Raw genomic sequence first — 22081 nt, 5'->3', positions numbered from 1 at the left:
AGTTAGGATGACAATTAATGAGGATGAGTACTCAAGCAATGCGCATATTGACGAGGCATTCGAAAACGAATTGGATTTTGATAGCCTAATTGACTCGACAAGTTGGCAACCTCCGGGCAAGTATTATCAAGTCATGCCCAAATCAATACGTTCAGCTGTAGAAACTACGGTTGGGTCAAATGAGCGATTACGTCAGGAATTACGAGAGGAATATTTGCCAGCATTGTTGAAAGGTGGCACTCTCAAATGCTGGTCAAAAGCAAACCCTCGTTACATTGAACTGTTACAACAAAAACAGCTTTATGCGGGTCATGTCGCCGCTGCAGATGGGACCTTGGCAAAATATGAAACTCTTGGATTGGTTGGGGCCCAAATTGCCATCACTCGTGTCACATATCAAGGGAATACTGGGCAACTAGCTACAAACATTATGTACTGGGGAAAAGAAATACCTCGCAAAACAACAGCTGCTGACATCGCTGAAGCAATACGATCACGTGGTAAAGAATTAACGGACAAACTTCCAAACCTGTTCTTGTATGCTTTGATGCTTTACAAAGAGCGCCAAATGCTTTTGGATGCCCCAGCTAATACTTTCAAAATATTACATGGCCCAATTTTCCCGCATGAAATGCTCAGTGGCTCTGGCAAGCATTACACTATGAAGAGATGTCTAGAGTTGATTCAGAATATTATTGATGATGGTATGTATGTCTCTATTGTAAGCAAAGAAAGACAATACCCCGAACTTCTTACTCTAGGGATGGCGTTAGATGCGGGTGAATATATTATTGTGAATTCTGGGATAGAAATCTTAGATGATTTTTATGGGGACGGAGAAAGGGCCCATTATACAGACACCCGGATTCCTGAATATGGGAATAAGTCTCAAAAGGAATTATTTTCTGATTTCCAAAAAGGCTATGGTCCCAAAGTGGTTCAAGGTGTTTTCCGTGCTCACCCAATGAGCCCTCCTTATGTCTTTTACTGCAACGCTGAGAACCTAGATATAGCGGTTCATATGTTATTGGCGGATGCAGCCAACACCGGGGCTCGTGGCTTTCCCTTACTGGTCGATTTAGCAGATCAATATAGTTCAGGGACATTCAAGGCAGGAGAATATACCGAGCATATGAATGCAGAGTTTGTTCGTGCATCGCATGGAAGTGGTATGTACCAATCAGAGCGATCAACTCGCGACTGACAAAGGAGAAATATTATGGATAATTCGAATGACATTCGCGGAAATGGAAAAATCAAAGCTGGGCCCACACAGGCCAATGTTGAATCAGAAATCCCCAAACTAGAGGCAATAGAAGACAACCCCGAGATTTTACGTCGTGCGGCACAATCAGCAGGTGCAGTAGCATTTGTTCATTTTGACCCAAATGCAGCTAAAAGTAATATGGTGGAAGGCCTCGTGCATAACGACGATTTGACAAAAATTCACCGTGGCCTCTATGTGCATATACTTAGCTTGAAAGATGGCCGTCACTATACGGGTAGAGTCGTAGAAGGACCATTCTACGATCCTGATGCTCTCAAACGCGACTCAACACCAGTGAAATTTATCATCTTGAATCAGGGAGAGGGTAAAGCACTTGCTTTGCCAGAGTATCATGCAAGAGTTCAAATAGAAATTCTTGGTGAAGAGCGAAGCAATGTGTTACACGGTGCAACGAGACGTCCGCACCCCGCGTCTCCAATCTTTCCGTACGATTCGACTCTCATGAGTGACATGTTACATATGCAGGGCAACTTAATTTTGGGGCTGTTAGATAATTACGATGACGTTTTAGTACGAGTGGACGAGAATGATAAAGGGGTAGTGCCTCGCAATTGGTTAACTGTAGGAACGATTGGGAGCGGCAAGTCTAATACTAATCAAGTATTTATTGAAGAAACCTTGGCAGCTAATTATGCACAAATAGTTGTGGATCCTGAGGGCGAGTATATTTTTATGGATCAGCAGTCCGAAATGCCAGGTATCGAGGCAGATCTAAAGCCATATCACCGTGAACCAGCAGGAGTAAAAGGTATTACTGTCTATCATCCACCTTTATCGAAGTCAAAGAGGGATGGTGCGATTGAATTTTCTGTTCCATTTGATTCGCTCAGTCCTGACATCGTTGTTGAATTAGCAGAGATGAACGCTGCCCAACAAACTCGGTTTACTTTCCTATATGAGCAAGCGATCAAGTGTATTCAGAAGGAGAAAGAGCAGCAAGGTAAGAAAAACAGCAAGCCTGAAGAAGACCTAGATATATCGAGGGGGTACCCTGGCATTACTTTAAAAAGGCTTATTGATATGCTTTGGGAGGAACTCCGATATTACGATTGGAAACGGGCTCACAAATCAGATAAGAAAGAAGGCAAAAAAAAGTCAGGTAAGAAAGGAGAGGAGGAGGAAGCTCTCTCCACAGAAGAGGTCAACTTACGTCAAATGGAAATTTATTGTCATCGCTATAACTTGGAGCCTCTGATTCAAGAACAGTATGATGCAAGTTCTTATGGTGCATTATCCAAGAAACTTCGCGAACTGGATATGGCCCGTATATTTGACCGGCAAAATACCCCACCGCTCGATATAAAGAAACTTTGTAAACCAGGACATCTCTCGGTTATTGATATGTCAGATGCCGACAGCCAACAGGTCATAAATATTGTAATTGCCGATCTGCTGGCTAGAACTTACCATTACAAAATGAGTTTGAGTGAAGAGGAGAATGTGGAAAACAAAGTTTTTCTCACGATCGAAGAGGCGCATGGTTTCGTATCTCGTGAAAAGCAAGATAAGATGGAGCAAACTCTTGACCAACTCCGTCGCATTGCACGTCGAGGTCGTAAACGCTGGCTGGCATTGCATTTTGTTACCCAATCTCCCCAACATTTACCATCTGAACTTTTCGAGCTAGCAAACAACAAGATTATTCATCAGACCACAGGCTCAGAGAATCTTCGCGTATTGAAAGCTGCTGCAGGCAACGTAAATCAAGCTATATGGGAAGACGTTCCAAGTTTAGGACGTGGGCGAGCAATTGTGGTTTCTAGCCAATACCCACATCCGATTATTACTCGGATTAGGCCCGCCTCATCTCGGCGTAATTTCACATCCTAAACCCCATACGTGATTTGTAATCACACTGAGATGCTTGCACATGAATAAAAATTAGATCACCCATCACTGTGCGGAGTGGTGTAATTGAATACTGTCAATAACAGTAAATCAAAATCCTGGTGAAAAGAAGGGAATTCAGAGAATGCCGAAGAAATCACCGTGGCACTCGATTAAGCAACCCGTGCATCACAACAACACCAATTGCAACACGGGTAACAATATCGAGAAAGAAAACTTGCGGGAAGGCACTGGCGGAAAACCGCTGTGTGCCGAGTGTGAAAAACTCAACCAGCAAGGAAAGTAGTTAGGACTCACGAAGGGTGTGAAATCTTCGTCAATAACGCGCCAAATTCATTTCCGTCCGCAAACTGGAAAGTTGTTATGGAATGCTATTGATAAAGACCGCCGTCACGCTCTCCGTGAAATCACATTGAAGGCTCTGGGCATGCACACCAGAGCCTTCTTCATTCGATTCGGACGTCCCTGCTCGTGTTTCATTCAATACCAGAGCCACACGGTATATGCCAGTATTAAGGGGAGGGTCATAATCCTTCCCCGTTATTACAATATTTAACAAGGGCTTGCATTAGATTATTTCACTAATCTAGTGAAAAGGCCTAATAGTTTTTAATATCTGTTTTCCGTCGAGTGAAATTTATACATCAAGTATGCAAATACAATATTATTTCAGCCTTTCACTAGTACCTATCGAGCTTTGATCAAAAATTTCCCCAAACGACCTTCTAGCAATATCCTGTTCGACTTCCTTCTTGGTCTTGGCAAGGCTTCTTGAATTCTCCCGAATTTGCTTTGCAATTTTTGTATCTCTGTCCTTATCGCCAAGATTTTCCGTCAGGATATGCCTTTCAACAAGTTGCGGACGTCCCTTTTTCGGAACGTGGATCAACCTACACCATGCCTCATAATTTGGGGAGATGGATAGCTTATTCGCCCGTTCCCCCTCCATGTCAGAGTATGTCCGTCGAATCCGCTCTACCTCGTGATAGAGACTTCCCACGCCTGTTGTAGATTTTGGTTGGATGTATAAAGTTTCCCCGTCGCTGGCATTGTCATATTTGCGATACACCGGTTCCATCGTTTTCTCAGGCGGTGGCGGGGTGTTATCGAATTAGGAGGCAAGTTCATAACTGTCCCGCCCCGTGGCGCGAAATACCACCATATTCCCAACATTCAAGGTCGAGCCGCGGCTAAGGTCATCCAGAAGTTGGTCACGGTATTGGTGCGCCACAACAACATCCACCGCATATTTTCTAGCTTCGCTTTGTAAGATAGCAAAACTCTCTGTCGCCATATTCTGAAATTCGTCTACAACCAAATGGAAAGGGCGGCGAATATGTGCAGGGGTGGAGCGTCTCTGCAAGGACGAGATCAACACAAGATTGACGATCACAGAACCAAGCAGGGCAGAGCTTTCCTCGCCCAAATCGCCTTTAGAGAGGTTCACAAACAAGATTTTGCCCTCATCCATCACTTTGCGAAGGTCAACCGTATTTTGGGGCTGCCCAATGATGTTGCGCATACTTTGGTCAGTGATAAAGGGACTGATCTTGTTCAAGGTAGAGCTTATCAGGTCGTAGCGCTCCCGCTCACTTCGAGGGAATGAGTTCCAAAACTCTTTGATGATCGGGTCTTTGACCTGCTCCACGATCCGCTTACGGTAATTTTCGTTGGAGAGGAGAAGGGTAAGTTCAATGAACGTTGAATCGGGTAACAACATCGCTGTCAAAAGGGAATGCCGCAACACATGCTCAAGCCGCGGACCCCATGAGTAGGAATACAGCCTCCGCAGTGTCCCCATGATGGTTGATACCACCCAGCGGACTTGATGCGGATCGTTCCGGTCACAAGCCAGGAGATTTAACCCGAATGGTCTCTCCAAATCCGTCGGGTCATAAAGGATCACATCTTTTACTCGGTTCTTGGGGACTAACTCAAGGAGTTCGTCGATCAAGTCACCGTGCGGGTCAAGCACACAAATCCCATGCTCGGTGTCGTCGCGCATGTCCTGGTAGATGATGTTTTTAAGCAGGGTGGATTTGCCGGTTCCGGTTGTCCCAATGATATAGGTTCCCTGGCGTCGCTCGTCGAGGGACAATTCAACCGGCTCATTACCGTCAACTGTCTTTCCAAGTCTCAGCATGGCGCTTCTCCCTTGCGGGCAATTATAGCGGTATATCGGCAAAATTAATATGTTTCCAGGCGGGGATTTGGAGTAAACTAATCGTAAGCAGGTTCCCAACCGTTGCTTGCACCTTAACATTACAGAAACATTTATGCCGGAAGGGGGGTGATAGTTATGTTGAATTTGCTAAGTTACTCTTTATTACTAGCCAATCCTTTGGGTTTGGCTGTAGCGGAGTTTCTCGTCTGGGAAGTTTTCTCAGATGGTCGTTGGAAACAACGACAGGAGCAACCCAATCCTGCCAACTACTGGCAGGGTCAAGCTCTCGCGGCAACACGTGAGCTTCGTGAGTTAGAAATAACGTCACGGCGTCAAATGGACGATATGGAGTCTAGGTTCCGTAAGGAACTAAACAAAAGGAGCGCGAGATAGTTCTATCTCAACGCTCCTGAGCTTCAAGGTGTAGTGCGGTTTGGGAACTTGCTACACCTTTTTTATTTTAACAAACTCGTCAAACTGTTGGTAGAGAAAGGGAGGGGAACGATTAACCGGTGGGCTTCAATAACGTACCCGCCAACTCTTTCACCGCTTGCCTAAAATCCACGTCCTGCCATTTCATCCAGAAGTCAATAATGCTGCCACCACCACAGCCCGCGAAACAGTGCCAGTAATTCTTTTCCGCATTCACCGAAAAGCTAAAGTGATGGTCGTCGTGAAAAGGGCATAGACCGCGCCCAGCCGGGGAGAGTTCAACGTACCGCCCGACAAAATCCAAGACGGTCACACTGCGCTTGATCTGCACGGACAGCGGTTCTCCATCCGCCTCCCCCTTGGTTTGGGTCGGTTTGGGAATGATAGCCTTGTACTGGCTGATGAATTCATCAAGCGCAGTCTTATCGACCGTCCTTGGATTTGCCAACATGCGGATTTGCTCCGCAAAGGTCTTGGCAAGTGGTTCGCCTCGCGGTGTCACGAACCCATATCGTTGACCGTCTTTTCGGTGAATGCCAAAAGGCAAGCGGATCAATGAGCCTGGACCCTCCCAAAGCTTGTCCTGCTTTGGAAATAATTCAATTTTATCCAAACCATTCGAGGCGAGAATCTTCTTCCCAAATGCCCGCGCCACTTGACCGGAGATAGTCTGGTGAAAGAAAATCCACAAGTGCCCACCTCTTCGACTCGCCTCGAGGTAGGAGGGCGTCCCAACTTTTTCCAGGCTCATTGATATATTCGCCAGGCGCGCCAACTGGAGGTCGTCATCGGCATCGATGACGGCAAACCGCGCCTTGTTGTCTTCTCCAAGCACGTACGTACCCAGGGTCAAATCGCCGTTTAAATGAGCAATGATATGTTTCTCCTCAAGCGGTTTGCGGACGCAACAATAGCGTCCATCCTCCAGTTGGCGCGCATACAAATCTTTGCGCCGAATGAATGTGCCGGATAACATCCCAGCCAGGACATGAATTTCGGGGCTTCGTTCGAATTCTTTTTTCATCTTGCACCTCCACGCTCAACTTAACATGGAGGGGAGAAAAAGTCTCCGGCTGAGTTAGCGGCAAATAAGCCAAGACCAAAACTGAGGTGCAAGATGAAAGATAAAGCGCCGCAGGCGCAACCGCTTCCGAGGCCGCCGGAGAGGTCCAGGAGAATCCGGCGGCCGCACGTGTCGGCGTCGAGGACGCCGACTGCCAACGCGCTAGCGAGCGCAAGAGTCTCACGAAGTGAGTCTCTTGCCGAGCGTGGCACCGAGGTGTGGACGAGCGAAGCGAGATCACACAACGAGGGCACCCCGGCCGACCAGAGGGAGAGCCGGGGTGCAGCGTTGGCAGTCGGGGTACGACCGCAACGCGGCGACCCCGACACGTTGACCCGACGAGTGGGGGTCTGGCCAAACAGTCTGTTTTCCGGCGGCACCAGCCTGCGTAGTGCCAGAGGAAAATCAGTCTGTTGGACACGGCCTCCACGAGGAGGGGCAAATCTCCTGGCTCAATCCGAGCGGCTCGATGCCCGAAGGATTGAGGAAAAACCCCGTGTGGGCTACACGGGGGTATGCACGGGGGTCTGCCTTGGGTCTTTATGTTCTGAGTAAAATGGTTGTTCATTTATACAATCCATCCCAATTGGATTGATACAGCGGCGAAAGCCGACAGATGTCCCCTCCAAAAAGGATTTATACTTAAACTGTATCTTAGTTTCCTGATTGATAATCACTGCATAGTATTAGTGTCAAATATTTGGACTTCAAGAAGTGTAAAGATTTGACATCAAGATGTAAAAAATTTTGACATCAGCCAGGCGTTCAGCGAGATCTTTTCCAGAAGGAAGCTTTGATGTGAATGGTGTAGAGGTTGGGTCGACCTTGCCCGCGGCGTTGAACGGTGATCAGCCCTACGTCGCTCAACTCCTTGATGTAGGTGTTGACACTCTGCCGGGAAGTGCCCATGTCAGCGGCAAGGCGGTCCTGGCCGGGAAAGCATTCGTCGAGTTCACGGGCGTATTTGAGTAGCATGGCGTAGGTGAGTTTGGCACCAATGGAAATCTTTTCACTCTCGAGGATGAAATTTGGAACGCCGGTCCAACCGCGCTGGGTAGCAATATCTGCACCTCTCAAGCGAAGGTTCCGATCTTTGAATGCGGCGATTTCTCCTAAACGTTGCATGATGTCCCCATTTATGGCTATCACATCAAATCTCGAATAGATTGTCAAATCAACCTATAACGATATGCCCCACGCCTTAACTCCCCGCCAACGTGAATACCTGGATTTTCTGCGAGAATACATTCGGGTTAACGAAGCCTCTCCGCGTTTGGATGAGGTGGCAGATCATTTCGCTGTAAAGCCGCCTACGGCTCATAAAACCTTGGAAGCGCTCCACAACAAGGGTTACATCTATTTCGCCCGCGATAGCGTCTCAGGCTTCTTTATACGGCTTCTTGAACGCGGTGGCACTGCGGAAGCCATTGTTGAAGTGGTAATCGCGGGAAAAGTCAATCGTTACGGGGAATTGCTGGAATTTCCCGAAAAACACGGGCATTTTTCCAGTGTTTTGCTGGGCGCAAACCCGGAAGATGTGTTTGCATTGGTTGTATCTGAAAATATTCCTGAGGCATCCATAGTAGCAGGGGACTTATTGATCTGTGACCGCGGCAAACGCCCTCAGCCAGGCGATATTGCCATCTTACCTTTTGGAAAGAGCGGCAAGCGATTTTTGCTTTGCCGTATCAGTAGCCTAACTGCTGATAGGGACTTGGAAAGCCTGGAAGTATCCAACCCGTACCCGATTCCGGAAAAACTCATTGATGCCTCACTTGGGCAACGGTTGAATTGGCTTCCTTTGGCGTTTGGAAAAGAAACTGAGGATTTCTTTACACAAGAAGCGGAAAAAGAAAACGTACCCATGCGGGCTATTCCGCCTGAGCTTATTTTAGGGACCGTGCTCCGCCTCACCAGACACCTTGCGTTCTAATGCAAATTCTTTAGGGGGTGAACTTAAGGCTAATTTACCCAATTACATTCCAACCTGCATATCTTAGGATAGGGGACAGACAGGTGATCGCAACCAACTGCAAAGGTCATACTTGGCTCAGTAGTCAATCACCGCTAAGACAAGAAAATGGTCCAAGTTAATCTTCCTCCTCTTGATCTAGAAGCCGAAAAGCGCAAGGCGCTGGCGAAGGTGTACAGCCTTTTAATCAAGCTGGCGGAAGAAAAAGAAATCACCTCTGCGGAAATTGATTCAGTCGAAGAAGTCCTCGAACCTTTAAAAACGAATAACCCAACACAGGGCAGAGTATAATTTGCTATAGAGAATGATCTATGGCAACGAATGGTGACTGGTTGAGTGTTAGTGAAGCCGCTGAACTAAGTGGTTATCATCCCGAATACATTAGGCGCTTGATCCGGGACGGGGAAATAGAAGCGAGAAAATTCAGCATAGTTTGGCAAGTCAAACGCATATCCCTCCTGGACTACATCAAGAATGCCAAATCCAAAACCGACAAAAGATACTCCCCAAAATCGAAAAAGGGAGTATAATTAGTTTGTAGGTTACAACCTATTTTCCCTTGAGACGGGCGTGAGAAGTGCAGCAACACTTGACACGCCCTGACCCAACCCACCGATGACGCGGCGGATGGGCTATATGTAATTATAGCCGCCCTGGTGGGATTCACCGGGGCGTTTTGCTTTCTTGCCGGGGGAGAGCAAAATGCTCCAAAGGAGCTAAGAATGACCCTGCAACCCCCGTTAGATGGTCTGATGGACTACCAACCAAGCGAAAGAACTCGTTTGATACTCGCGCTTGCCGAGCTTCGTGAAGAATGGCAAGTGATGGCACAAGGAGCTACGCTCCTCGATGTCGAGATTCCTGTGGGCTTGCTTTTGAACGACATTGCCACCAGGCTTCAATTATCCCCCCAAGAACGCTATGTGCTTCTGGGCGGTGAATTGATCAACGACGTTAACAACTTCTTGGACACTCGCATAGCGAAGAAGTTGCCAAATTAACGATGCGAACTGCTCCCGGCGCAGTTCCCGCCCAAGAGGCAAAATGAAATTAGCAGCCATATACTCACGTGTAAGCACCGACGAGCAATCAAAAGGGTACAGTTTACAAACCCAAATAGATGCTTGCCATACTTACGCTTTAGAACGCGGATACACGGTCGTCGAAGTATTCACAGATGACTACACGGGAGCCGCAATAGATCGTCCTGCATTAAATAATTTACGCGACTATATGGCGCGTAATCCTCTAGATGTGGTTATTGTGTACGATATTGATCGCCTTGCCAGGAAGAGCGCATATCAAGTTCTGATCGAGGAAGAATTTAATAGGGCAGGGGTTGCCATTGAATTTGTGATGGCACAATATGAGGATAATGACGAAGGTCGGCTTCAAAAACAAATTAGAGGTGTAATTGCCGAATACGAAAAAGCCAAAATCATGGAGCGCAGTAAGAGGGGTAAGCGAGGCAAAGCCAAAAGCGGCTTCGTCGTAGCTGGCTCGCGTCCTCCTTATGGGTACAGGGTCCTGTCAGAACCACACAAAGCGTGGTTTGAAATTGACGAGGACGAAGCCGCGGTTGTGCGGATGATCTTTGACTGGTATATAAACGGAGACGAAAGGGGAGTTCGGCTTTCCGCTAATGGTATTGCCAAGAAGCTTACCCGAATGAGAGTTCCCACTAGAGGCGACAGGGAAGAGCATGTCGCAAAGAAACACGGTAGAGGGGTTTGGCAAAGGGCTATGGTTATACATGTCCTCACAAACGAGACCTACACAGGTACCTGGTATTTCGGTAAAACAAAGATGATTGACGATGGTAAAAAGAGAAAGCCAAGGACTAAGTGTGGCTTCGGAAAGCAGGTTCCTCGGTCACGTGACGAATGGATACCTGTGGATGTTCCACAAATAATCGACCCAGATACATTTGCAAGGGCAACTAAACGCAAAGAGGAGTTGCATGTTCAGCGGGGTGGACATGCTGTTAAAGAATATCTCATGAAAAGCCGACTGACTTGTTCTAAATGCGGCTATGCTATGCGTGGGCAGTTTGTACGCCAAAAGCACCAATACTACCTTTGTAATGGCAGAAGACAGGTTGTAAGCCTATGTGACATGCCTAGTATACGCGGAGATTGGGTTGATGCCGTGGTTTGGGAATGGGCGAAAATGATAATCGAAAGCCCCGAGAACTTGCGGGTAGGACTGGATGACGTTCAAAAGGAGTTAGAACAGGAAAATCAGTCTCTATTTAATCGCCTTGGCATTCTCGAAGAGCAAATGTCGCAATATCAAAGTCAGTTAGATAAGCTTCTCGATCTATATCTCGACGGGAATTTTCCTAAAGAAGTATTGACGGAAAGAAAATCCCGACTTGAAGAACTGCTTTTTAACTTAGGCAAAGAAAAGAATGACCTAATGTCTCATGTACGGCACGTTACAATGACGGATGACCAGTTGAACTACATTGAAGCATTTTGCGCTAAAATCAGGAAAGGCTTAGATCGTGTTGACTTCAATACGAAAAGGCAAATCATTGAACTTCTTGATATACGTGGAAAGGTCGCCTTTGAAAATGGGCAGAAGGTTTTATATCTAAAATGTCTGATCGATCCGATAGATTCAGAGGAACAACAACAGCGATTGCCAATGCAAATATCGCCTTCATTAAATACTGGGGAAATCGTGACAACGAACTCCGTCTTCCCGTCAACGGATCCATTTCCATGAACCTGGATGGATTGTTCTCGCGCACCACGGTCAGTTTTCAGCCGTCTCTGCCGTTCGATGAATTGATCATCAACGGACGCGAAGTGGTGGGGAAAGGCTTGGAGCGTGTTTCGTACATTCTCGATCTCGTGCGGGAAAAAGCCGGGATAAAGATGAACGCGGAGGTGATGAGCGAGAATAATTTTCCCTCAGGCGCGGGAATTGCCTCTTCCGCCGCGGCGTTTGCGGCGTTGGCATTGGCGGGAAGCAAGGCGGCGGGACTGGACTTGAGCGAACGCGAACTCTCCGTCCTTGCCCGGCGCGGATCGGGCTCGGCTTCACGCTCCATCCCCGGCGGATTTGTCGAATGGCAGATGGGTGAGGGAGATGAAAATTCTTTTGCTTATTCCATTGCCCCGCCAGATCATTGGAACCTGGTCGATTGTGTTGCCATCGTGAGCTCGGTGCATAAAAAGACGGGCTCGACCGAAGGTCATGCCATTGCAGGGACGAGTCCTCTGCAGAATGCGCGGGTGGCAGACGCGCCGCGTCGGTTGGAAATTTGCCGAAACGCTATTTTGAAAAGTGACTTTGAAGCCTTTGCGAACATTATCGAACACGACTCGGATATGATGCATTCGGTGATGATGACTTCGAACCCGCCGTTGATGTACTGGCAATCCGCTACAGTGGAAATTTTCCATCAAGTGCGTGAATGGCGCGCGGGCGGACTCCCGGTGGGCTACACGGTGGATGCGGGAGCGAATGTTCACGTTCTGTGTTTGGGGGAATACAAAACCGAGGTGGAGAAACGTCTGCGGGAAATTCCGGGCGTGAAGGATGTTTTGGTTGCAGGCGTTGGCGGAGCGGCGAAGATAGTGTAGTCTGCTTTCACGAAGAAAAGCCTGCAGAAAACCGAATCAAGCCCGGGCGGGGAAAGAGGCGGGGGAATCCGTCTTAGAAAAGATTAACGCATGCAAGATATAATCGAATTACCGCGTCTTATCGCGTGAAAGGAATCACAAAAAATGGAATTTGGAATTTTGACGCTGGTCATCTTTTTTCTGGCGCTCGGCGGGATGATCTTCGTTCACGAACTGGGGCATTTCATCGCCGCACGCTGGGCAAAGATCGAAGTGGAGGAGTTTGGCTTCGGCCTGCCGTCTTATAAACTTGCCACTCTTTTCAGGTGGCAGGGGACGGAATTTACGGTTCATGCCCTGCCCCTGGGCGGATTTGTGCGCCCAAAAGGCGAAAACGACCCGAATGTTCCGGGCGGTTACGGCGCCGCGAGCCCATGGAAACGTTTGATGGTGCTTATCGCAGGTCCTCTGATGAATTTGATAACGGCGGTGATCGTCTTTACCATCTTGATCGCTTCCGAGGGCATTCCTATGCCGGGAAGCGTGAAGATCGACACGGTGGCGGAGAATTCTCCCGCCCAACAGGCGGATATTCAGCCGGGCGATATCCTCGTTTCGATCAACGGTGTGGATGTGACCGACATCCAACCCGCGATCGAAATCATTCGCGAAAATCTCGATCAACCGGTGGAACTGGTGATAAACCGCGGCGGCGAACTGATCACAATGACTGCAACGCCGCTATCGAGCCGGACGGCTCAGGAGGGCGCGCTGGGAATCGGATTGACTTATCCCACCCGGCCCGCAACTTTGATCGAAAGCCTTGCAGGCGGTGCGACGATTACCGGCTTGCAAGCCGCGACCATTATCTATCTACCGATCGCGCTGATTCAAGGCGTCATCGCTCCTGACCAGGCGCGGTTGATCGGTTTCAAAGGCATTTATGACCTCTTCAATTATTCCGTGCAGGAGGATGTGACCAGCAGGCAGGAAGTGGCTGTGCAGCCCACCGGCGGAGGAAGCGCGCCCAAACCCACGAACTTCACGCTCAACCTGGTCGGGTTGCTGAGCGTTTCGCTGGGCGTGTTCAATCTCTTTCCCATCCCCGCGCTCGACGGCGGACGAATCCTTTTCACGCTGCCCGAGATCCTTTTCAAGAAACGCATCCCCACCGAATGGGAAAACATGGTCAACGGGATCGCCATGCTTCTGCTCATCGGCTTGATGTTGTTCGTAAACATCATGGACTTTGTGAATCCCGCGCAACTTATCCCATAACACATGGCTGAGACCACTTTCCAATCCGTGCTCGCCGCCCTGCTCGATTCCAAGAAGGATATCCCGCAGGCCCATCTTTCCTATTATTCCGACCTCGACCCGAAATCCCTGCGTCTCTTTCTGGATGCGTGGAAGAACGTGCCCATAAAACGCAAAACCCTTTTGCTGGACGGCCTGACTTCCTATTTGGATGAAGACACCATCGTTTCCTTCGAGGAGATCGGGAAAGCGCTTCTGGACGACCCGGACTCTGAAGTCCGCGCCCGGGCTTTGGGACTCCTCGCCGAATCAGACGACCCCAGGCTTGTGGATGCGTTATTGAACATTTTCCAGGGTGATCCCGATCTCGCTCCGCGTTTGAAGGCGGCGATGTTGCTGGGCGAATTCGTCCTGCTGGGCGAGTTGGAAGAACTCGATGAAAAACGTCTCCACAAAATCGAAGATGCGTTGATCTCGGTCATCCGCAGCGACGAGAATCCGGCGTTGCGCAGACAGGCTTTGGAAGCCTTCGGTTATTCGGGCAGGGAGGATGCGGTTGGGATTCTCGAATCTGCGTACGAGCGGGAAGATCCGCTCTGGGTGGCAAGCGCCCTGCGCGCGATGGGACGTTCTCACGATAACCGTTGGAGCGACAGCGTGGTCTCCAAACTGTTGGACTCCGACCCGCGGGTCCGGTATGTGGCGGCGGAAGCGGCGGGGGAACTCGCCATCGAAGAAGCCGGACCGATCATGTTGAAGATGCTCGAAGACGAGGAAGAGGACGATAACGTCACCATGGCGGCGATCTGGGCGTTGAGCCAGATTGGCGGGGAAGATGCGCGGACCTACATCCTTAATATGCTCGATAATTCAGACGATGAGGATGTAACAGAATTCCTCGAAGACGCGCTCGAGAACCTGGATTTCAACGAACAGTTGGACCGGTTCGATATGATGTCGCTGGATGAAGACGAAGACTTGAGCGAGTTCGATGAAGATGAAGAAGAACGCTAGCTAGAAGGAGAGCAAGAAGGAGTCCAAAGTCTCCAGACTTTGGACTCGGAAGTTATTCGAAAGTCTCGAGACTTTCGAGTCCGGTCATTCCCCAAACACAAACAAATCGCCGATGGATTCACGGTTGAAGTTATGACCGATGGAATCGGCGAAGATATTAGCCACAGATAATACCGTCAATTTGGGATGGCGTTTCCTTTTGGGGATGTGAACCGTATCGGTGGTTACGATCTCTTTGATTTGGGGGATGGCGGCGAGTTTTTCCAATCCGCCGCGGGTGAAGACCCCGTGCGTACACATCACCAAAATTTCCCTCACGCCTTCCTTGATGAGCACGCGGGTCAATTCCGTGATGGAGCCGCCTGTGGCGATCTCGTCGTCGTAGATCAACGCGCGTTTGTGTCCCTTCACTTGATTTCCCACCAATCCGCTGATGATGACCTTCGTATCCGAGACGCGTTCCTTGTTTCCGGCGGCGACCGGCAGGCTCAGGCTTTTTGCAAACCGCGCCGCAGATTTTGCCTGACCCATATCCGGCGCGACGATGATCGTGCCGTTCATGTCGCGGTCCTCGAGATATTTTTGAAAGACGGGACGGCTGCTCAACGGGTCGGTGGGGATGTGGAAGAACCCATGCACCTGCGGTGAGTGGAACATCATGCTCATGACGTGGGTCGCGCCTGCAGTCTTCAACAGGTCTGCCACGAGACGGGCAGTAATCGAAATGCGCGGCGCATCCTTTTTATCCGACCGCCCGAAGGAGTAATACGGGATGATGGCGTGGACTTCGGAAGCGGCAGCGTCGCGGGCGATGTCGATCATCATCAGCAGTTCCATCAAATTATCGTTGACCGGCGGCGTCAACGATTGCACGATGTAAACCCGGCGATACCGCACGCTCGCGCCGAGTTGAATGTACATGTTGTCGTTGCTGAATTTTTTATGGTGCGTCTTTTCGAGCGGGACTCCCAGTTCGGCGGCGATGCTTTGGGCGAGGGGTTTGTTCGACCTGCCGCTGAACACGCGGACTTCGTCGGCGGGGATCGGGCGTTGGGTCATGCTTTCCTCCATTCACGGAATGCGCTTCGATTATCGCACAGAGCGGGGATTTATGCGCTAGCGGACGCAGGGGAACGCCCGTTCCGCGTTAATGCTATACTGCCCGCATGATGTCGAATCAAGTAATTCTGAATTGGGATCCGGTGGACTTCTTTACGGTTCGGGATGCATCCGGGCATCGAATCAACGTAAACATGGGGCGCGGATTCGGTTCGTCGGACCTATTGTCTGCGGCGTTGATCGGATGTTCCGCCTATGATGTCGTTGAAATCCTGAGGAAACAGCGTCAGGAACTGAAGCAGCTCCAGGTCCGCGCTGAGGCGGTGCAGGATGAGACTCCGCCCTGGAGGTTTCGAAAAATCCACATCCATTATCAGGTCATCGGCAGGGGACTCGATCCAAAGAAGGTAAGAAGGGCTGTTCAATTGAGCGAAGAAAAGTATTGCTCGGTGTACGCCACCCTAAGGGATGTCATTGAGATCACGCATGATATCGAAGTGATTGACGAATAGAACGACCCGTCCACGCACGGGATAATTGTCGGTTCCTACCGCGCATTCCAGATTGCGTCCGCCACGATCATGCCGATGAACATGGATATAAATTGAAGGATCCCGCCTGCGATCAAGCCTGCAAGCACGGAGACCGCCACGGCGATGACGGTATTCCAGTCGAATTTGTTAACAAGCCAGCGCGGCAGCCTCCATGCCAATATCGCGGCAAGGATGATGCTGATGATGTTGCAGACCAAACTTGCGAGCAGGGCGGGACCGCCCGAACTGTCGTTGAATCCGTTCAGCATGATCAGCAGTCCGAACATGACGACCGATCCGCCAAGCAATAGTAGAACAATGGTAATGATAAGGGACACGATGGCTGGTGTTTTAGTGGGCATGGTAAATATCTCCTCGAAGATTATACCTTTTGGGATGTCAGACTTTCATTAACCTCTCCCTTTGTCCAGTTGACCAAACTCATCTGCGAAGGCAAAATAGAAGACATGTAAATTGTAGGGACACGATACCCAGCACCTGCGGTCTGGGCAGGTGTATCGTGTCCCTACGATCAAGGAGACAACTTTATGCACGGATACGGCTGGTTCATGGCAATGCGCCAGGGCGACGAAAAGCCCAAGGTCACCCGCGAGCTTTTATTGCGCGTTCTCAATTATGCCAAACCTTATTGGGGACATATCGCGGGCATGCTTGTCACGATTTTGCTCAGCACGGGCATTTCCCTGCTGACCCCGCTCATCTTCCGTAACATGATCGACGTGGTGTTGCCCGCCAAGGATACACAGCGGCTCATCTGGCTCGGACTGGCGCTGCTCTTCATCCCCGCGCTCAACGGCGCGATCAGCGTCGTTCAGCGGCGGCTCAATTCCACCGTTGGTGAAGGCGTGATCTTCGATCTGCGTTCCGCGCTCTTCTCGCGCCTGCAACGGATGTCATTACGTTTCTTCACGAACACCAAAACCGGCGAACTCATGTCGCGCCTCAACAGCGACGTGGTCGGCGCGCAGAACGCCATCAGTAACACCATCGTCAACATCGTGACCAATCTTATCGAAGCCATCGCTTTGCTTGCGGTGATGCTTACCTTGGAATGGCGGCTCACGCTGGTCAGTGTGCTCATCCTGCCGCTGTTCATCGTCGTCGCTCAAAGGCTTGGAACCGTTTTACGCGACATCGCCCGTCAAGCCATGGACACGAACGCGCAGATGAACGCGCACATGAACGAGACCCTCAACATCGGCGGCGCGCTGCTCGTCAAACTTTTCGGGCGCACCCGCGAAGAGGAGAAACGCTTCCGCGAACGCGCGGCGAATGTCCGCGATATCGGAATCAGACGGGCGGTGATCGGTTCGACATTCTTTGTCATATTCGGTCTGGTCACGGCAGTGGGCACGGCGCTCGTGTACGGGCTGGGCGGATACTTCGTCATCACCGACGTGTTCACTGTCGGTACCATCGTCGCATTCGGTTCGTATCTCGGTCAACTGTATGGAACCTTGCAAGGTCTCGCCAGCGCGCCTGTGGATTTCTCCACATCGATGGTAAGTTTCGAGCGCGTCTTCGAGATCGTGGATTTACCTCAAGACATTGCCGAAAAAGAGAATGCCATCGAACTCAAAGAAGTCAAAGGTGAATTGCAATTCGATAACGTCACTTTCAATTACAAGGTCGACGAATCGATCCTTTTGAAAGATGTAAAACGCTACGGGAGGATGGAGGATGTAAAAGCCGTTTTCAGCGGAGGGAATGGAAATGACCGCGGACCGAAGACTGCAGATGGTCCGTCGTCCATTGTCCGTCGTCGGGATGGAAGCGCCTCAGACCCCCCCGAGCCTGATTCAATCTCTCAAGCCAGAGACGTCGCCCTGGAAGGAATCTCCTTTACCGCCCGGCCCGGACAGTTGATCGCTTTGGTTGGTCCCTCCGGCGCAGGCAAAACCACTGTGACCTATCTCATCCCGCGCCTTTACGACCCAAGCGATGGCTTGATCCGCATTGACGGGCATAACCTCAAAGATGTCACGCTTGAATCGTTATCCCATTCCATCGGCATGGTCACGCAGGAGACCTATCTCTTCCACGACACCATCCGCACCAACCTGACCTACGCCAAACCGGATGCGACACAAGAAGAGATCGAGTCCGCCGCAAAAGCCGCCAATATCCACAACTTCATCATGGATTTGCCCGAAGGGTACGACACCATCGTCGGCGAGCGGGGATATCGACTGAGCGGCGGCGAAAAGCAACGCATTGCCTTGGCGCGCGTGATCTTGAAAAATCCGCGCATTCTTGTTTTGGATGAAGCGACCAGTTCGCTCGACAGCGAATCCGAAGCGTTGATTCAAGAGGCGTTGAAGCGGGTAATGGCTGGGCGCACGAGCATCGTAATTGCCCACCGCCTTTCTACGATCCTTGCCGCCGATTTGATTCTGGTCATGGATCGGGGAAGAATCGTCGAGAGAGGCACGCATGCAGAACTGCTTTCCCTCAACGGTTTATATTCCCAGTTGTACGAGACGCAGTTCCGTGCCGAGAAAGTTTGAACGATGATAAATGGGCGATTGGAAAGATCATCCATTTATCGGCGCTGATCCCAAAGTTGACGCGTGATCTGCAAATGACCAAGATGCAGGTGGGAATGTTCGAGCGCGTGCAACAGGGACCAGCCGATGGTGAACGTCCCGCGCGATGACGTGCGGAGCGTTTCGAGGTCTTGCAGGGTGAGTTGTTCCAGTTTGGCTGTTGCATATGCAAAACTGTCAACGAGCCGCCTGCGCAGGAATTCATCGCCCAGATTTTTTACTCTGAACTCCGCATCGCGGTCGCGGTTCGACGGTTCCTGGGCGGCGACATCCCCGATCCAGAACCGTTCCGCGCCGGTGATGTGATAGACCAGCACGCAGATCGAATTCATGTTCGCGCCGGGGGTCCAGTCGAGCGCTTCGGGCGGGAGTCCGTCCATGGTCTTGCGTATGTCATCGTGACATTTTCTGAGCAGGTTCAGATAATCAGCAAAAAAGGATTGCATCGTTTCCGTCACTTTCCAGTCAATTTGTAATTCGGGTTCATGAGTTTAAGTGAAGCCACATATCCCGCATTACCTGGATATGACCCAGATGGGTTGCGGTGTGCTTCAGGGAATGACCGATCACCCAGCCGACGGTCACTTCGCGCGTGCGGAACATGCATTTGCGGTCAAGGTCGGCGGGAGTCAATCCTTCCATCACGCTTTTGATAAATTCGAGGCTCCCGGTAAGGCGTTGGGTCAACTGGCTGGAAGTCAGTCCCTTCGCGCGGAATTCTGCGTCGCGGTCGCGATGCACGTCCTGTCCTTGAATGACCTCCCCAAACAGGAACTTTTGAGAACCTGTCAGGTGGACGACCAGGACCGAGATCGGGTTCACGCCGGGCTTTGGCGACCAATCCAGCGCTTCAAGCGAGAGTCCCTCGAGCGCATTTCCGATGTCGCTGTGCAGTTCTTGCATATTGTTCAGGCAGTCGGCGAAAAACGTTTCCATCGTCATTCCTTTCTATGTCCTTCGATTGCTTAAACACAACCGATAAAATTGAGATGCGATACCAATTCCTATCCACAACCGGGCAGAGGACGAGATCCATGCGAAATATCGTTTTTGTCCATTCTGCCTCTGACCGATTTCGATATCAAAGGCGGTTCTCCCGTCTGGCAGCCGTAAGTGGCAGATCCATCCCAAATGGCCGTTGATTGTATTTCATCGAATAACGGTTTATACTGCCGTGTACCATTCCATCTCGACGGACAAACCCCATGCAACCTCTCAACGGCATTCGCATTCTCGATATCACCCGCGCGCTGGCGGGACCATACTGCACGATGATGCTTGGAGACCTTGGCGCGGACGTGATCAAAGTGGAACGTCCCGGGGTCGGCGATGAGACGCGCGGCTGGGGACCGCCGTTCGTGGGCGAGCCGTATGGGAATTATCCCGGCGAGTCGGCGTATTTCATTGCCGCGAACCGGAACAAACGCAGTATCACCGTCAACATTCAAAGCAGGGAAGGGCAGGATATCCTTCGCAAACTCGCGGGCGTGTGCGATGTGCTCGTCGAAAATTATCGTACAGGCGATCTGGATAAACTCGGTTTGGGCTACGCGGAGATGCATGCTTTAAATCCCAGGCTGATCTACTGCTCGGTGAGCGGATACGGCCGCACGGGTCCGTATGCAGACCGCCCGGGGTACGATGCGGTTCTTCAAGCCGAGGGAGGAATGATGAGCATTACGGGTTCCGTTGAAGGTCCGCAATCCCGTGTGGGGATTCCGATCATTGATATAACTTCCGGAATGTTCGCCTCCACGGCAATTCTGGCTGCGCTGCGCGCAAGGGATGTAACGGGCGAAGGCCAATTGGTGGATATTTCCCTTTTTGATTCGCATCTTGCCCTGCTCACGAACGTCGCTTCGAATTATCTGGTTGGCGGCAAACCGCCCAAACGCCTGGGCAATGCCCATCCCAACCTTGTTCCGTATGATTCGTTCCAGGCGCGCGACAGTTGGTTTGTGTTGGGCGTCGCCAACGAAAAACAGTGGGGCATTTTGTGCGATGTGTTGAACCGGCCGGAATGGAAGACCGATTCGCGTTTCGAGACCAACCGCAGGCGCGTCGAGAATCGTTCCATCCTCGCTGAAGAATTAAATAAGATCTTTTCCCGGCAAAACGCCGACCATTGGCTGGAACAATTGGTGAAAGCGGGTTTGCCATGCGGACGAATCAATACCGTGCCGGAGGTGTTCGACCTGCCGCATGCCCGCGCGCGTGACATGATCCTTGAATCCGAACACGCCTCAGCCGGGACCTTGAAACTGCCCGGTTTTCCCTATAAATTTTCCTCCACCCCGGCAGCGATCCAAAAACCGCCCCCGATGCTGGGTGAGCACACGGAGGAAGTTCTCAAAGGTCTGTTGAATTTTTCCGCAGAGGACGTGGCTGCATTGAAGGATAAGGGAGCGATATAACGCCCACGCCGAATGCAGCCCTGATGGATTTGTCGTTTTATTTTCCGATTCGACCGGCAAAAGATTCGAGTGATCTCGGCTCGCGCTTCAGGAGCCACTTCAACACATTTGGATTCCCCGCCAGTCCCCATTGATCGTAATACTCGAACATCCGCACGAGATTCTCCCGCGCATATTCGTTCAATCCCTTCGCGCGCAATCTCCAGTCTCGAATCTCTTCTTTCTCGGCTCGAACAGGGCGATTCAATACGCGGCTGAAAATCTCCGCCACCTCCGCATGGGACGTGGGACTCGTCCCTGCCAACTCATAGATCGCATTGATGTGACCCGGCTCGGTCAGCACGATCCGTGCGGCTTCGGCAAGGTCTTCCAAATCGAGAAAACTGAACTTCGCTTCGACCGAATACGGAACGCGCAGCGCTCCCTCCTCGACGATGTTCTTCCAGCCCGTCAGCAGATTCTGCATGTACGGTGCAGGCTGAAGAACGGTGAACGGAATCCCAGACTCTAAGAGCATTTCCTCCACACGCATCTTTTGCCAGTGATGATTCATCACTTCAATTTGCGGGTGCAATACCGAGTGATAGACAAAATGCTCCACGCCCGCCTTCTTTGCTTCCCCAACTACCAACCTGCCAATTACATCTTCCTCCGGGCTCATGTTGGGACAAATGTGATAGACCGCCCTCACCGCTTCCATCGCCGAGCGGATGGCGGACTCATCGCGCAAATCCCCGACGATGATTTTCTCCGCGCCGGACAATTTTATCTCTGCGACCTGATCCTGGCGATGCACGAACGCGTAGATGTCCTCCTGGTTGTTCGAGAGCGACTTGATGATGGCTTTGCCCGTCTTACCACCCGCGCCTGTTACGAGTATCATAAGGAACATTATCCC

23 protein-coding genes are annotated in these 22081 nt (G+C 50.7%); 14 read left to right on the top strand and 9 right to left on the bottom strand.

The features are described from left to right. Positions 1-7: 7 nt before the first annotated feature. From HS100_04390 to HS100_04380, 3 genes are all read left to right on the top strand, one after another. Positions 8-1204: a hypothetical protein gene (locus HS100_04390; GenBank protein MBE7433130.1), complete on the top strand. Its 1197-nt coding sequence runs from the start codon at positions 8-10 to the stop codon at positions 1202-1204. Between the two features lie 15 nt (positions 1205-1219). After that, a complete protein-coding gene (locus HS100_04385) occupies positions 1220-3118 on the top strand; it encodes an ATP-binding protein (protein MBE7433129.1) in 1899 nt (632 codons plus the stop codon). Between the two features lie 142 nt (positions 3119-3260). Beyond that, entirely contained in the window at positions 3261-3422 is a 162-nt protein-coding gene (locus tag HS100_04380) for a hypothetical protein (protein MBE7433128.1), read from the top strand. Positions 3423-3800: 378 nt separating this feature from the next. Here the strand turns inward: HS100_04380 and HS100_04375 are convergent, their stop codons facing one another. The 4 genes from HS100_04375 to HS100_04360 all read right to left on the bottom strand — a co-directional run bounded on the left by HS100_04375 (position 3801) and on the right by HS100_04360 (position 7920). After that, positions 3801-4214, bottom strand: a complete 414-nt coding sequence (locus HS100_04375) for a hypothetical protein (protein MBE7433127.1) — start codon at positions 4212-4214, stop codon at positions 3801-3803. A 33-nt stretch (positions 4215-4247) separates the two neighbouring features. After that, positions 4248-5279: a type IV secretion system DNA-binding domain-containing protein gene (locus tag HS100_04370; protein ID MBE7433126.1), complete on the bottom strand. Its 1032-nt coding sequence runs from the start codon at positions 5277-5279 to the stop codon at positions 4248-4250. Positions 5280-5805: 526 nt separating this feature from the next. Then, positions 5806-6756, bottom strand: coding sequence for a hypothetical protein (locus HS100_04365; GenBank protein MBE7433125.1), 951 nt, complete (start codon positions 6754-6756; stop codon positions 5806-5808). Positions 6757-7560: 804 nt separating this feature from the next. Then, positions 7561-7920 (bottom strand): helix-turn-helix domain-containing protein, encoded by a 360-nt coding sequence (locus HS100_04360; protein ID MBE7433124.1) that lies wholly within the window; start codon positions 7918-7920, stop codon positions 7561-7563. A gap of 64 nt (positions 7921-7984) precedes the next feature. Between HS100_04360 and HS100_04355 the strand changes: the two genes are divergently transcribed. The 8 genes from HS100_04355 to HS100_04320 all read left to right on the top strand — a co-directional run bounded on the left by HS100_04355 (position 7985) and on the right by HS100_04320 (position 14610). After that, complete coding sequence (locus HS100_04355) at positions 7985-8728, top strand: hypothetical protein (protein MBE7433123.1); 744 nt, start codon at positions 7985-7987, stop codon at positions 8726-8728. A 147-nt stretch (positions 8729-8875) separates the two neighbouring features. Then, positions 8876-9058 (top strand): hypothetical protein, encoded by a 183-nt coding sequence (locus tag HS100_04350; protein MBE7433122.1) that lies wholly within the window; start codon positions 8876-8878, stop codon positions 9056-9058. A 20-nt stretch (positions 9059-9078) separates the two neighbouring features. Continuing rightward, positions 9079-9297, top strand: a complete 219-nt coding sequence (locus HS100_04345; protein MBE7433121.1) for a helix-turn-helix domain-containing protein — start codon at positions 9079-9081, stop codon at positions 9295-9297. 192 nt (positions 9298-9489) lie between these two features. Next, positions 9490-9768: a hypothetical protein gene (locus HS100_04340; GenBank protein ID MBE7433120.1), complete on the top strand. Its 279-nt coding sequence runs from the start codon at positions 9490-9492 to the stop codon at positions 9766-9768. 43 nt (positions 9769-9811) lie between these two features. Continuing rightward, on the top strand, positions 9812-11497 hold the full coding sequence (locus tag HS100_04335; protein ID MBE7433119.1) for a recombinase family protein: 1686 nt from the start codon (positions 9812-9814) through the stop codon (positions 11495-11497). Further along, the gene (gene mvaD, locus HS100_04330; GenBank protein ID MBE7433118.1) at positions 11494-12360 is read left to right on the top strand and encodes a diphosphomevalonate decarboxylase; all 867 of its coding nucleotides are present in this window, start codon (positions 11494-11496) and stop codon (positions 12358-12360) included. Before HS100_04335 ends, mvaD begins: the two co-directional genes overlap by 4 nt. Before the next feature lie 144 nt (positions 12361-12504). Beyond that, the gene (locus tag HS100_04325; GenBank protein MBE7433117.1) at positions 12505-13617 is read left to right on the top strand and encodes a site-2 protease family protein; all 1113 of its coding nucleotides are present in this window, start codon (positions 12505-12507) and stop codon (positions 13615-13617) included. A 3-nt stretch (positions 13618-13620) separates the two neighbouring features. Further along, positions 13621-14610 (top strand): HEAT repeat domain-containing protein, encoded by a 990-nt coding sequence (locus HS100_04320; GenBank protein ID MBE7433116.1) that lies wholly within the window; start codon positions 13621-13623, stop codon positions 14608-14610. An 84-nt stretch (positions 14611-14694) separates the two neighbouring features. Here HS100_04320 and HS100_04315 read toward each other — a convergent pair whose 3' ends face one another. Continuing rightward, positions 14695-15669, bottom strand: a complete 975-nt coding sequence (locus HS100_04315) for a ribose-phosphate pyrophosphokinase (GenBank protein MBE7433115.1) — start codon at positions 15667-15669, stop codon at positions 14695-14697. 107 nt (positions 15670-15776) lie between these two features. Here HS100_04315 and HS100_04310 point away from each other — a divergent pair, with 107 nt between their 5' ends. Next, positions 15777-16181 (top strand): OsmC family protein, encoded by a 405-nt coding sequence (locus HS100_04310; GenBank protein ID MBE7433114.1) that lies wholly within the window; start codon positions 15777-15779, stop codon positions 16179-16181. A 35-nt stretch (positions 16182-16216) separates the two neighbouring features. Here the strand turns inward: HS100_04310 and HS100_04305 are convergent, their stop codons facing one another. Continuing rightward, positions 16217-16564, bottom strand: a complete 348-nt coding sequence (locus HS100_04305) for a hypothetical protein (protein MBE7433113.1) — start codon at positions 16562-16564, stop codon at positions 16217-16219. Positions 16565-16750: 186 nt separating this feature from the next. On the opposite strand from HS100_04305, the gene HS100_04300 reads away from it, so the two are divergent. Beyond that, complete coding sequence (locus tag HS100_04300; GenBank protein MBE7433112.1) at positions 16751-18730, top strand: ABC transporter ATP-binding protein; 1980 nt, start codon at positions 16751-16753, stop codon at positions 18728-18730. Between the two features lie 35 nt (positions 18731-18765). Here HS100_04300 and HS100_04295 read toward each other — a convergent pair whose 3' ends face one another. Further along, positions 18766-19215 (bottom strand): DinB family protein, encoded by a 450-nt coding sequence (locus HS100_04295; GenBank protein MBE7433111.1) that lies wholly within the window; start codon positions 19213-19215, stop codon positions 18766-18768. A 37-nt stretch (positions 19216-19252) separates the two neighbouring features. Continuing rightward, entirely contained in the window at positions 19253-19705 is a 453-nt protein-coding gene (locus tag HS100_04290; protein ID MBE7433110.1) for a DinB family protein, read from the bottom strand. A gap of 269 nt (positions 19706-19974) precedes the next feature. On the opposite strand from HS100_04290, the gene HS100_04285 reads away from it, so the two are divergent. Beyond that, entirely contained in the window at positions 19975-21183 is a 1209-nt protein-coding gene (locus tag HS100_04285) for a CoA transferase (GenBank protein ID MBE7433109.1), read from the top strand. Between the two features lie 37 nt (positions 21184-21220). On the opposite strand, the gene HS100_04280 is transcribed toward HS100_04285, so the two are convergent. Then, complete coding sequence (locus HS100_04280; protein ID MBE7433108.1) at positions 21221-22066, bottom strand: NmrA family NAD(P)-binding protein; 846 nt, start codon at positions 22064-22066, stop codon at positions 21221-21223. Positions 22067-22081 lie beyond the last annotated feature (15 nt).

It is taken from the genome of Anaerolineales bacterium (assembly GCA_015075725.1).
Taxonomy (GTDB): domain Bacteria; phylum Chloroflexota; class Anaerolineae; order Anaerolineales; family Villigracilaceae; genus Villigracilis.
Note: the sequence above shows the minus strand (reverse complement) of the source record. Positions and strands in the feature narration are given on the sequence as shown.